At 60.1% G+C, this 12,645-nt stretch carries 9 protein-coding genes; 6 read left to right on the forward strand and 3 right to left on the reverse strand.

The genetic code is table 11. The features are described from left to right. Positions 1 to 25: 25 nt before the first annotated feature. The 3 genes from thrC to ACZRKZ_RS01440 all read left to right on the forward strand — a co-directional run bounded on the left by thrC (position 26) and on the right by ACZRKZ_RS01440 (position 6,429). The gene (thrC, locus tag ACZRKZ_RS01430; protein ID WP_350613672.1) at positions 26 to 1,435 is read left to right on the forward strand and encodes a threonine synthase; all 1,410 of its coding nucleotides are present in this window, start codon (positions 26 to 28) and stop codon (positions 1,433 to 1,435) included. Between the two features lie 109 nt (positions 1,436 to 1,544). Next, positions 1,545 to 5,126, forward strand: a complete 3,582-nt coding sequence (locus ACZRKZ_RS01435; RefSeq protein ID WP_463980500.1) for a transporter substrate-binding domain-containing protein — start codon at positions 1,545 to 1,547, stop codon at positions 5,124 to 5,126. Positions 5,127 to 5,199: 73 nt separating this feature from the next. Next, the gene (locus tag ACZRKZ_RS01440) at positions 5,200 to 6,429 is read left to right on the forward strand and encodes an EAL domain-containing response regulator (protein WP_463980501.1); all 1,230 of its coding nucleotides are present in this window, start codon (positions 5,200 to 5,202) and stop codon (positions 6,427 to 6,429) included. Here the strand turns inward: ACZRKZ_RS01440 and ACZRKZ_RS01445 are convergent. Further along, positions 6,426 to 7,055, reverse strand: a complete 630-nt coding sequence (locus ACZRKZ_RS01445) for a response regulator (RefSeq protein WP_463980867.1) — start codon at positions 7,053 to 7,055, stop codon at positions 6,426 to 6,428. The genes ACZRKZ_RS01440 and ACZRKZ_RS01445 overlap by 4 nt on opposite strands. Before the next feature lie 358 nt (positions 7,056 to 7,413). On the opposite strand from ACZRKZ_RS01445, the gene ACZRKZ_RS01450 reads away from it, so the two are divergent. After that, positions 7,414 to 7,698: a DUF3509 domain-containing protein gene (locus ACZRKZ_RS01450; protein ID WP_463980502.1), complete on the forward strand. Its 285-nt coding sequence runs from the start codon at positions 7,414 to 7,416 to the stop codon at positions 7,696 to 7,698. Between the two features lie 170 nt (positions 7,699 to 7,868). Here ACZRKZ_RS01450 and ACZRKZ_RS01455 read toward each other — a convergent pair whose 3' ends face one another. Together ACZRKZ_RS01455 and ACZRKZ_RS01460 are read right to left on the reverse strand one after the other, a co-directional pair. Next, positions 7,869 to 8,753, reverse strand: a complete 885-nt coding sequence (locus ACZRKZ_RS01455) for a TIGR02285 family protein (protein ID WP_463980503.1) — start codon at positions 8,751 to 8,753, stop codon at positions 7,869 to 7,871. Between the two features lie 28 nt (positions 8,754 to 8,781). After that, positions 8,782 to 9,981: a CaiB/BaiF CoA transferase family protein gene (locus tag ACZRKZ_RS01460; RefSeq protein WP_463980504.1), complete on the reverse strand. Its 1,200-nt coding sequence runs from the start codon at positions 9,979 to 9,981 to the stop codon at positions 8,782 to 8,784. 148 nt (positions 9,982 to 10,129) lie between these two features. Between ACZRKZ_RS01460 and ACZRKZ_RS01465 the strand changes: the two genes are divergently transcribed. Beyond that, on the forward strand, positions 10,130 to 10,672 hold the full coding sequence (locus ACZRKZ_RS01465; protein WP_463968164.1) for a YaeQ family protein: 543 nt from the start codon (positions 10,130 to 10,132) through the stop codon (positions 10,670 to 10,672). A 147-nt stretch (positions 10,673 to 10,819) separates the two neighbouring features. Beyond that, positions 10,820 to 12,529, forward strand: a complete 1,710-nt coding sequence (recJ, locus tag ACZRKZ_RS01470) for a single-stranded-DNA-specific exonuclease RecJ (protein WP_463980505.1) — start codon at positions 10,820 to 10,822, stop codon at positions 12,527 to 12,529. Positions 12,530 to 12,645 lie beyond the last annotated feature (116 nt).

Consider the following 12,645-nt stretch of genomic DNA (forward strand, 5'->3'; position numbering starts at 1 on the left):
AAGCCCAAACCGAAGGTTTGCTTTTATGCGCTACATCAGCACCCGCGGCCAGGCACCGGCCCTGAATTTTGAAGACGTCCTGCTGGCCGGTTTGGCTACTGACGGCGGCCTGTACGTGCCGGAAAACCTGCCACGCTTCACCCAGGAAGAAATCGCCTCCTGGGCCGGCCTGCCGTACCACGAGCTGGCGTTTCGGGTCATGCGCCCGTTCGTCACCGGCAGTATTCCGGATGCCGATTTCAAGAAGATTCTGGAAGAGACGTATGGCGTGTTTTCCCACAGCGCCATCGCCCCATTGCGTCAGCTGAATGGTAACGAATGGGTCCTGGAGTTGTTCCACGGCCCGACCCTGGCGTTCAAGGATTTCGCCCTGCAATTGCTGGGTCGCCTGCTCGACTACGTGCTGGAAAAGCGCGGCGAGCGCGTGGTGATCATTGGTGCTACCTCCGGTGATACCGGCTCGGCGGCCATCGAAGGTTGCAAACACTGCGAAAACGTCGACATCTTCATCCTGCATCCGCACAACCGTGTATCGGAAGTGCAGCGCCGGCAGATGACCACGCTCTTCGGCGACAACATCCATAACATCGCCATCGAAGGCAACTTCGATGACTGCCAGGAAATGGTCAAGGCCAGCTTTGCTGACCAGAGCTTCCTCAAGGGCACGCGCCTGGTGGCGGTGAACTCGATCAACTGGGCGCGGATCATGGCCCAGATCGTCTACTACTTCCATGCAGCCCTGCAGCTGGGCGGCCCGGCGCGTTCGGTGTCGTTCTCGGTGCCGACCGGCAACTTCGGCGACATCTTTGCCGGCTACCTGGCGCGCAACATGGGCCTGCCGATCAACCAACTGATCGTCGCCACCAATCGCAACGACATCCTGCACCGCTTCATGAGCGGCAACCAGTACGTCAAGGAAACCCTGCACGCCACACTGTCGCCGTCGATGGACATCATGGTTTCGTCCAACTTCGAACGCCTGCTGTTTGACATGCACGGTCGTAATGGTGCGGCCCTGGCTGGCCTGATGGACAGCTTCAAGCAAGGTGGCGGCTTCAGCGTTGAGCAAGAGCGCTGGACCGAAACCCGCAAACTATTCGACTCCCTGGCCGTGGATGACGCCCAGACCTGCGAAACCATCGCCGAAGTCTACGCCCAGACCGGCGAGTTGCTGGACCCGCACACCGCCATCGGCGTCAAGGCCGCGCGGGAATGCCGTCGCAGCCTGGACATTCCGATGGTGATCCTCGGCACCGCCCACCCGGTCAAGTTTCCGGAAGCGGTGGAAAAGGCTGGTATCGGCAAGGCGCTGGAACTTCCGCCACACCTGGCGGACCTGTTCGAGCGTGAGGAGCGTTGCACGGTATTGGCTAATGACCTGAAAGCAGTGCAGGCGTTTGTCAGTCAGCATGGTAATCGTGGCAAGCCGCTCTGATCCCAAGGCTTTACGTGGTTGATCAAGCCCGTCTTCGTGACGGGCTTTTTCATTGTGGCGAGCCATACTTGCGCAGGCGACTGACAAGAACAATCAAGGAACCAACACGGTGTGTTTATCGACCCGAGGGTACGTATGGCTGGTGTGTGTGCTGTTGCTCGGCCATGGGCCTGCAAGCCTGGCCGCTGTCAGTCTGCCCTTCAAGCTGGTGCCGGCGTTTATCCCGCTGGAGCCTTTGTCCCTGACCCCCGCCGAGCAGCAATGGATGGCGGCCCATCGGACATTGAAGGTGGGCATTTCCATTGATGACTACCAGCCGATTGATATCACCCGCGACCACAATCGCTACCAGGGCATCAGTGCCGATTACCTGAGCCTGATCGGTGCGCGTCTCGATGCGCCGATGCAAGTACTGGGCTTCGCCGAACGAGAACAGGCGGTAGAGGCCTTACGTACCGGAGCTATCGATATTCTCACCAGCGCCAACGGCTACGAGCGCGACGTGCCCGGGCTGCGATTTACCCGTGACTACATGCCGGATCGCTCGGTGGTGGTCGTGCGCCGGGACGACACTACCCAGAACGACGACCTCAAGGACAAGAAGGTGGTGTTGCTCGACGGCTACGCCAACGTCAATAACGTCCATAGGGCGTATCCCGACAGTCATATCATGTTGGCGCCCAACCTCTACAGTGGCCTTGAAGCGCTCAAGCAAGGCGATGCCGATGCGTTTATCGGCAACGAAGTGATCGTGCGGGCCTACAAGTCGCTGCGCCCCTACCTGGGCTTGCAGATCAAGGTGGAGAGCAGGCTCGCGCCCATTGGCTTTGCCTTTGCCACGCGTGAGGTCGACCCGCTATTGGGGACGATGATGGACCGGGCGCTGTCGAGTATCGATGAGTCGGTGCAGCGGGAAATCCTGGCGCGCTGGACCACCGGCCTGGGCGTCGGCCTTGCGGCGGAACGTATAGCCTTGTCGGCCTCGGAGCGGGCGTGGGTGCTTCGGCATCCTCATGTGGTGGTGGCGTCCCAGCAACTGTCGCCGTATGTATTCAAGGACAAGGAGGGCCAGTGGGTGGGCCTGAATGTCGATCTGCTCAACCGGATTTCTCGTATGACCGGCGTGCAGTTCGTCCTGGAGGAAGTGTTTTCTACCACGCAAACCCTGGCGTTGCTGGAGACGGGCAGGGCGGATATGAACACCACCTTGGTCGAGAATCAGGAGCGCAAGGCATTTCTCAATTTCAGTCATGGTTTTGGTGGCTCCGGATGGGTGTTTATCCAGCGCGTCGACGCACCACCACTGACCGGTTTGAGCGAGCTTTCCGGCAAGGTGCTGGCGCTGCCGGCACGCCATGTTCTGGAAAGTTACATTCGCCGTGAGCATCCCGAGATTGAGCTGCGGTCGGTGGGTAACTATGCCCAGGCCCGTGAGCTGGTGATCCGGGGTAATGCGGCGGCGACCATACAGAGCGAAGTGGAGGTGCAGAGTTACCCGGCCGATGAGTTGCGCGTCGGTCGCAGTGTCGAGGGCAAGTGGTCGGTTAACAGCCTGTCGGTGCGCAAGGACCAACCCGAGCTGCTGAGCATTTTGAACAAGGCGCTGGAAGTGCTACCCGTGGCCGAGTTGAGCGCTTTGCGCCTGCGCTGGCTGGGCACTGTGCCGATCCCCGTGCCGGCCTGGCAGCGTGTGCCGCCTTGGGCTTATTGGACGGTCGCCATGGCGATCCTGTTTGTGCTGGTGTCCCTGGCCTGGAACAGCCGGCTCAAGCGCCAGATCCGCCAGCGGCTGGAGGCTGAGCATCGGCTCAACGATCAGTTGGCCTTCAAGAGCGCTCTGCTCGATGGCATGCCCAACCCGGTGTTTGTGCGTGATCTGGCTGGCCGCTTGGTGACTTGTAACACCAGCTATGAGCAGCAGTTGGCCACCCGGCGTGAACAGATTCAAGGCCTGACGCTGATGGAAAGCGGCCTGATGCCCGAGGCGACAGCTGCGCGCCTGCACGCCGGTCACATGGAGCAACTGGCGACGCAACAGTCGCTGTTTGTCGATCGGCAACTGGAATTCAACGGTGGGACCTTTCACGTCTATCAATGGACGGTGCCGTTTTTTGACGCTCAGGGCCAATTGCAGGGCTTGCTCGGTGGCTGGATCGACATCAACGAGCGCAAGGTCCTGGAAAACCAGTTGATGGACGCACGCCAGGCCGCCGACGAGGCGAACTATGCGAAAAGTGCTTTCCTCTCGACCCTGAGCCACGAGATTCGCACACCAATGACCGCCATCATCGGTTTGCTTGAATTGGAACAGGAGCGAGCCTTGGCCGAAGGCAAACCCGTGTCCGAAGCGCTGCGTGTGGCCCATCGCTCGGCGCGGGAGCTGATCGCGCTGATGGGCGACAGCCTGGATCTGGCCAAGATCGAAGCGGGTCATTTACAGCTGGCGCCGCAAACCACCGACCTGAAGGGCTTTTTCGTAGGTATTCAGCGGCTGTTTGAAGCCATGGCCCAGAAAAAGAACCTGCACTTGACCCTGGCCTTTGATCCGGCGGCGCAAGGGTATTACTGGTTCGACCCGCTGCGCCTGCGCCAGGTGATGCATAACCTGTTGGGCAATGCGCTCAAGTTTACCGAGCGCGGAGAGGTTCGCGTCAGTGTCGCCTGCAAGCTGGACAAGGTAGGTGGCCATTACCTGCACTTGTGTGTCGAGGACAGCGGGCCGGGTATCGGTATCGAGCAACAGGCACGGGTGTTCAAGCCGTTTATCCAGGTTAGCGCGCTGACGGCGGCCGAACACGGCGGGACGGGCCTGGGCTTGAGCATCTGCCAGCAACTGGTGGAGTTGATGGGCGGCACTATCACCCTGAAAAGTGTCGTGGGGGAGGGCACAGTGGTGTGCATCGACCTGTACCTGGACCGGGTCAGCAGTGACGATGTGCCGGCGGCGCCTGTTGTGCCGTTGCCGGCTGCCGGCCGCAGCCTGTCGGTGTTGATCGTGGATGACCTGCCGGCTAACCGTCTGGTGCTGGCTCAGCAGTTGCAGTTTCTCGGCCATCAGGTGGTGGCCCTTGATTCGGCCGAGGCGGCCTTGCAGCGTTGGCGCCACGAGGTGTTTGACGTGCTGGTGACCGATTGCAACATGCCGGGCATGTCCGGCTATGCCTTGAGCGAAGCCATCCGCCGGATTGAAGCGCAGGAGCAAAGACCGCGCAGCGCGCTGGTGGGCTGCACGGCCAATGCCCTGGATGACGAGCAGCAGCGTTGCCAGGAGGCGGGAATGGACGAGCTGCTGGTCAAGCCGATCACCCTGGAACACTGGGCCCGGGTGCTCGCCCGCGTGGCGCCTTCGCGCTCCTTTGATATCCATACCCTGCGCACCATGACTCAGGCCGACGGGCCGGTCCTGCAGCGGATGTTGCAGGAACTGGCGAAGAGCCTTGAGCATGAACAGGAAGTGATGGCCGCGGGCTTGGCGGATCAAGACCTGGGGCGATTGACCGCCTCGCTGCATCGCCTCAAGGGGATTTGTTGCCTGGTGGATGCGTTGCCGCTGGCTAAGGCCTGCGTGGCGCTTGAAACCTGTGTCCGAGAGCAGCATGGCGACGAGATCGAGGCGCATTGGCTGACGCTGTGCCAAGCGCTGATTGAGTTGCGCAGTGACCTTGAACCTTATCTGGATGAGGGCAAATAGGACTCGTCCTATGGGGTTTTACCGGGGCTTTGGCTAGTCTGGGCAGCCTCGCGTCTCCCCGGTAGAGTTTCTCATGCGCTCCCTTAACGTCCTGATCCTTGAAGATAACCCGTTCCAGCTGATGGCCCTGCACCAGATGCTCAATGCCAACGGTGTGTTCAACGTGCTGACGGCCGAAAGTGTCGAGGCCGCCCGCCAGTCACTGGAGAGCAAGGGGCCGGTGGACATCGCTATTTGCGATCTGTACCTGGAGCAGGGCGATGGCCTGGAACTAATCCGTGAGTTGGCCGAGCGTCGGCTGGCTCAAGTGCTGATTCTGTTGAGCAGTGCCGAGCCGGACGTTTTGGAGGGCGTCGCGAACATGGCACGCCAGGCCGGGCTCAATGTGCTGGGGTGCTTGCCCAAGCCAGCGTCGGCCAAGTTGATCGGGCAATTGTTGACGGCTTGCCAGCAGCGCTTGCGTCCAGGGCCGCCGGTCATGTCTTGGGAACTGGTGCGTCAGTTGCTGGGCTTGAGTGAAGTAGAGACGCTGCCACCCTCGCCGGATGTCAGTCAGGCTGCCATCGCGCGCTGCGCCAATGCCTGGTTTCAGCCTATCGTCAGTCAGGCGGGAGAGTTGCAAGGGGTTGAGGCGCTTGCCCGGTGGCAGCATCCTGAGGGCGAATTGCTGTTGCCCGAGGAGTTTCTTCCGGCGCTGGAGTTTGCTGGCCTGGAAGAAGCGTTTACCTGGCATATCCTGGAAGAGGCGCTAGGCATTGCCTCTCAGGTATTACGGGATACGGGCAAGGTACTGCCGGTGGCGGTCAACCTTGCGGGTCGGATGCTGGAACATCCGCACTTTCCCCAGATGCTGCAAGGGTTGTTGCAACGCTACGCCGTACCTGCCAGCAGCCTGACCCTGGAACTGGTCGAAACTTCTCGTTTAAAGACCGATAGCGCCCATATCACCGGTTTGCTCCGCTTGCGGATGATCGGCTGCAAGCTGTCCATCGGTGACTTCGGCGTGGGTGGCACCAGTTTGCAGCGCTTGCTGGAGCTGCCCTTCACTGAACTGAAAATCCCGCCTGCCTTCGCCTGCGGGATGGCGGGCGATGAACGCAAAGCTGCGGTGGTCGCCGGGGCCATGGGTATGGCTGGGCATCTGGGCGTGGGTGTGGTGGTCACCGGTATTGAAACCGCTGCCGACCGTGACGCCGTGTGTGAATTGGGACCTGCCTGGTTGCAAGGCTGCTTTATCGCTCCCCCCATGTGCGCTCAAGCGCTAAAGAGATGGATCGTGCAGTACCCGGGGTTTGCGGTCTAGGTTAGACCGTGTTCTTGCACGTAAATGAACAGCGCTGCATCGCTGGCCAGTCCGAGCTTGCGCATGGCTCCGACTTTTTGCGCACTGACGGTCTGTTTGCTGCGATGGAGGTTCGCCGCGATTTCGCCCACCGTCAATCCGGCAGCCAGCAGGCGGATCACTTCCAGTTCACGGGGTGACAGTTGATCCTGGGAATGCAGCCGATCAGGGCCTGCCAGGCTTAGCGCCTGACGAATGGTGTGTGCCACATAGGGTCGTTGGTGCTGTGCCTGCCTGATCGCTTCAGGCAGCTCATTCGCTAGGCTGGCCTTGCTCAGCAGGCCCATGACGCCCAGTTCCAGGATGGCGTGAAATAACCCGGCGTTATTGAGCATGGTCACCACCACGATGGGCAGGGTCGGGTAATGGCGACGTAGCTGTTCAATCAGGCGCAAGCCATCTGCCTGGGGCTCGGCGGGCATCATGAAGTCGGTGACCAGCACATCGCAGGGGCAGTGTTGCAGCAGCTCGGTAAGGGCTTGGGGGGAGTTGGCTTCACCGACGATGCTCAGCCGTTCGTCGTGCTCCAGTACCGCCCGCAAACCGATGAGGAAAATCGGATGGTCATCGGCGAGGACGATGCGCAATGGCTTTTCAGACGCTCTCAAGGCGGGCTCCCGGGATAATCCGGGGATTCTAGCCTGTTAGCGGGGGGAGTGAGCTGAAGGCGGTGCGCAGCGATGCTCAAAAAATGCCGCTTTCCCTCCTTTATAGGTCTGGCCAATAACGTCAATGGCCCAAGAGTCGTCTGATTTCAGGTTATTAAATAAGCAGTTATGAGCGATCGTTTTTTCATTGTCATGTTGCAAGCGCATGCTCTTTAAGTTATTCCCCTACAGGCCCCAAAGACGAAAAGGCGAACTTTCCTACGTCACAAGTAGTCACTAAGGGTAGATGCAGCTCCCGTTTACACGATTGTTTTCGAACTATTGAGTGGTGATCGAGATGGAAAGTATCAGCCTATTGCTCGGTGAAGCACTGAGCCCTTATCAGGTTACGCTGACCACCTCTGGTGTGCAGGGCGAATGCCTGGTGACCGTGATGAACCCAGCCGGTGCCATTGTTGTCGAGCGTGAAGTCGACCGGGCGCAATTGACCAACAAGCGCTCACTGGTGGACGTAGTGGACTGTCTGCACCGCGACTTGATGATCGCCGAAGGGCGCCTGGAACCCTCGGTTATCGCGGCGTTGCGCAACGCGGCCCTGACCCGTACCGGCGCGGTGGCATGAAGAATTATTTTTATTTGGAACCTTCCTACGGTAGGGCGAGTCAGATTTTGTAACAGCAAGATCAAGCATTGTGCTCCGGTGCTTGTAGCTTGTTGTACTGGTCTTTATAGGCCACGTTTAACCCCGAGTCGTCTCCCCACTTCTCGGGGTTTCTTTTTGCCCGGGATTTGTCATTGGCCTGGAGAGTCTTCGAAAAACTGCGGGTTGTCTTTCAGGTATTGTTCGCGCAGCACCGGGTCGAGCCATGAGGCGTAGGACTGTAGCAGTGGCTCCTGGGGAATGCTTTGCAACACGTGGTCGATGTGTTCAATGGCTTGTCGACCCTGGGCCGTGTCGGAGCAACCGATATGGATTCGCTGATAAAGCGCGGTGCCGGTGATCGGATAGAAGATCAAGTCGTTGGGATCAATACCCTGTTGCCGGGCCTGATAACGAATTTCCGTCCAGTAGCCCAGCACAGCTTCCAGTCGCCCCAGGCGCTGCATTTGCAACAGGCTTCCCAGTGCATCGTTGCCGTAATGCGGCGCTAGTTTGTGCGGGTCAGTGTGTTGCAATCGCTCATCAATGAAAGGGCCATAGCTGCGCTCGGCGACTACCCCAAGGCGCGCGTCCCTGGCGTCCAACAGCTTTCCCAGGTCGACCTTGCCGTCAACGACGAAAGGCGCCAGCGCGTCCTGTTGGGATCGACGGATCGCCACGCCATTGCTTAGCACCGCGAACGCTTGGGTGGAAAATACAATCGACTTTGCTCGTGCCGGCGTCCACAGCAAGGACGGATCGCAGGTGAAGGAGGGCGCCAGCAGCATTTGCATGCCTCGGGCACGGTTGACGTGGAGGATCTGGTGCCGGTATTCCGGCAAGTGTTCAATGAGTATTGGCAGAAATTGGTCGACGGTGCCCTGACCCTTTTGCGGGCCTTCGAAAATGGTCATCGGCGGCAGGTCGCGCACCAGCCACGTCAAGGTTTCCTCGGCCTGGCTCGATAGCGGCAGCGCCCCGAGCAGCGAAGTAATGAAAAACAGGCGAAGGAAGCGTCTCTTGAGGCGACAGGCCATTATCTTGAGTGTTCTCCTGAAAACCGCATCAGATAGCGCCATCTTTACGCAAACGGGTAATGGCCGCGTCGTCGTAGCCCAGTGAGTTGAGCACCACAGCGTTGTGCTCTCCCAACTGCGGGCCGACCCACTCGCAGCTGCCGGGGGTGTCCGAGAGTTTGGGCACGATGCCGGGCATCTTGAAGTCCTTGCCCCCTGGCAGCTTCGCCTGGAGGAACATCTCGCGGGCGAGAAATTGCGGATCGCCGAGCATGTCTTCAGCGCTGTAGATCCGGCTGGCGGGTACCTCGGCCTGGTTCAACTGCTCTACCACTTGTTCCAGTGGCAACGAATTGACCCAGCGATCAATCACCCCATACAGCTCGTCGCGCCGGCTGTCACGGCCATCGTTGCTGGCAAGTTGCGGGTCATTGGCCAAATCCTCGCGCCCAATGACCAGCATGAAACGCTTGAAGATCGCATCGCCATTGGCGCCTATCTGCACATGCTTGCCGTCGGCGCTGGTGTGGATCGACGAGGGTGTAATTCCCGGCATGATATTGCCGGTGCGCTCGCGGATAAAACCGAACACGTCGAACTCCGGAATCATGCTTTCCATCATGGCGAAGATGGCTTCATACAACGCCACATCCACCACCTGGCCCAGGCCACCGTTGACCTCGCGATGACGCAAAGCCATCAGCGCGCCGATCACCGCCCACAAGGCGGCAATCGAATCGCCGATGGAAATCCCGGTTCGCACCGGCGCACGGTCCTCGAAACCAGTGATATAGCGCAGGCCACCCATGGATTCGCCCACCGCGCCGAATCCCGGTTGATTCTTCATCGGCCCGGTCTGGCCGAAGCCCGAGAGGCGCACCATCACCAGTTTAGGGTTCAGCGCGTGCAAGGTTTCCCAGCTAAGGCCGAGTTTTTCCAGCACCCCAGGGCGAAAGTTCTCGATCAGAATGTCCGCATCTGCCAGCAATTGCTTGAGGATCGCTAGGCCGTCCGGGTGTTTGAGGTTCAGGGTCAGCGACTGTTTGTTGCGCGCCTGGACGAACCACCACAAGGACGTGCCTTCATACAGCTTGCGCCATTTGCGCAGAGGGTCGCCGCCATCCGGGGATTCGACCTTGATCACCTCGGCACCGAACTCGGCGCAGATGCGGGACGCGAAAGGGCCGGCGATCAGAGTGCCGAGTTCGATGACTTTCAGGCCGGCAAGCGGTTTGGCGGTAAACGACATGAGGATCCTTTCAGGCGCGTGGCGTGTTTGTGATGCCTTTTAACATAGGCGAGCGGTGCAGGGATAAGGATGATATAGCGCAGGATTCGTTGAATGCCCCCTCCATCGGTTAGACTTGCCGCCTTTCCCTGTCTCTAGAAGTCCGTTCATGGCCCAGCCGTCCACGACCTACAAATTTGAACTCAACCTCACCGACCTCGATCGTTCGGTGTACGAGAGCGTCAAGCGGACCATCGCCCGCCACCCGTCGGAAACCGAAGAGCGCATGACCGTGCGTTTGCTGGCCTATGCCTTTTGGTACAACGAGCAGTTGTCGTTTGGTCGTGGTCTGTCAGATGTAGACGAGCCAGCCCTGTGGGAAAAAAGCCTGGATGATCGGGTTTTGCACTGGATCGAAGTCGGCCAGCCCGATGCCGACCGCCTGACCTGGTGCTCGCGTCGCACCGAACGCACCAGCTTGCTGGCTTACGGCAGCTTGCGGGTCTGGGAAGGCAAGGTGATTCCCGTGGCGAAAAACCTGAAAAACGTGCACATCGCTGCCGTGCCCCAGGAGATTCTCGAAACCTTGGCCAAAGACATGCCACGGGTGATCAAGTGGGACGTGATGATCAGCGAGGGTACGATCTTTGTGACCGATGACCGTGGCCAGCATGAAGTCCAGCTTGAATGGCTGGTTGGCGAGCGCGGCTAGGCATTGGTTTTATGCGGCCTCCTGTAGGAGCGAGCTTGCTCGCGATGAACCTGAGGACAACGCGTTTATTCAGGCAACACGCGTCATCGTTAACGACCATCGCGAGCAAGCTCGCTCCTAGAATTTAAGAGAAGCCCCCGTCACCCCATGCGTATCGAACCTCGCCCGCTGCCCGCCGTCCTGCCATTTCTCGGTGAACTGCCACCGCTGTTGACCCGACTCTACGCCGCACGTGGGGTGGAGTCGGAAGCCGAGCTGGATAAAAGCCTGGCACGGTTGATCCCGTATCAGCAGCTCAAGGGTATCGATGCCGCAGTGGACTTGCTGGTGATCGCCCTGGAGCAGCGCCAGCGGATCCTGATCGTCGGTGACTTCGATGCCGACGGCGCCACCGCCAGCACCGTGGGCATGCTTGGCCTGCGCTTGCTCGGTGCCGCTCACGTCGACTACCTGGTGCCCAACCGTTTTGAGTACGGCTATGGCCTGACCCCGGAAATCGTCGCCGTGGCCCTGCAGCGCGAGCCGCAGTTGTTGATCACCGTGGACAACGGCATCTCCAGCGTCGAAGGCGTGGCGGCGGCGAAAGCGGCGGGGCTCAAGGTGCTCGTCACCGACCACCATTTGCCCGGCGACGAACTACCGGCGGCTGATGCTATTGTCAACCCGAACCAGCCAGGCTGTGAGTTCCCCAGCAAAGCCCTGGCCGGTGTTGGCGTGATCTTCTACGTGCTGATGGCCTTGCGCGCCCGTTTGCGCAGCCTTGGCTGGTACGAGAGCAAACCCCAGCCGAACATCGGCGAGCTGTTGGACCTGGTGGCCCTGGGCAGCGTGGCCGACGTGGTACCCCTGGACGCCAACAACCGCATCCTGGTCTATCAAGGCCTGGAACGCATTCGCGCCGGTCGCGCCCGGCCGGGGATCAAGGCGATCCTCGAAGTGGCCAAGCGCGATCACGCGCGCATCACGTCCACCGACCTGGGTTTTATCCTTGGCCCAAGGCTCAACGCCGCCGGCCGTCTGGATGATATGAGCCTGGGCATCGAATGCCTGCTCACCAGCGACTTCGCCGCTGCCCGGGAAATGGCCGCGCAACTGGACGGCATGAACCAAGACCGCAAGTCCATCGAGCAGGGCATGCAGCGCGAAGCGCTGGCCCAACTCAAGGACTTGCCGGTGGAGTCCATGCCGTTCGGCCTGTGCCTGTTCGATCCGGAGTGGCATCAGGGCGTCATCGGGATTCTGGCGTCGCGGATGAAAGAACGTTACTTCCGCCCGACCATCGCCTTTGCCGATGCCGGCGACGGCCTGCTCAAGGGGTCGGGGCGCTCGGTGCCGGGCTTTCATATTCGCGATGCCCTGGCGGTGGTGGCTAGCCAGCACCCGAACCTGATCGCCAAGTACGGCGGCCACGCCATGGCGGCCGGCCTGACCTTGCCTGAAGCCAATTTCCCGCTGTTCGCCGAAGCCTTCGACGCCGAAGTACGTCGGCAGTTGCGCGAAGAAGACCTCACCGGCCGCCTGCTATCTGATGGCACCCTGGCGGTCGAGGAATTCCACCTGGAACTGGCCCGCGCCCTGCGCAACGCCGGGCCGTGGGGCCAGCATTTTCCCGAGCCGTTGTTTCACGGTGTGTTCCAGTTGGTGGAACAGCGTGTGGTGGGCGAGCGGCACCTCAAAGTGGTACTCAAGAGTGAATGTGGCTCGGTGAAACTGGACGGCATCGCCTTTGGCATCGACCGCGAGATTTGGCCAAACCCGACCATTCGCTGGGTGGAGTTGGCCTACAAGCTGGACGTCAATGAATTTCGTGGCCAGGAAACCGTACAGTTGATGATTGCCCACATCGAGCCGCGCTGAACCCTGTGCAATCCCCCGTTGTCGACTAATCTCTAAGTACTGTGTGATTGGTCTTGTGACCTTGTCTTTTTTCAGCCCGCCGGGGACGGGTTTTTCGTCGACCTTTCAAACAGAAC

Source organism: Pseudomonas sp. c313, from assembly GCF_055407145.1.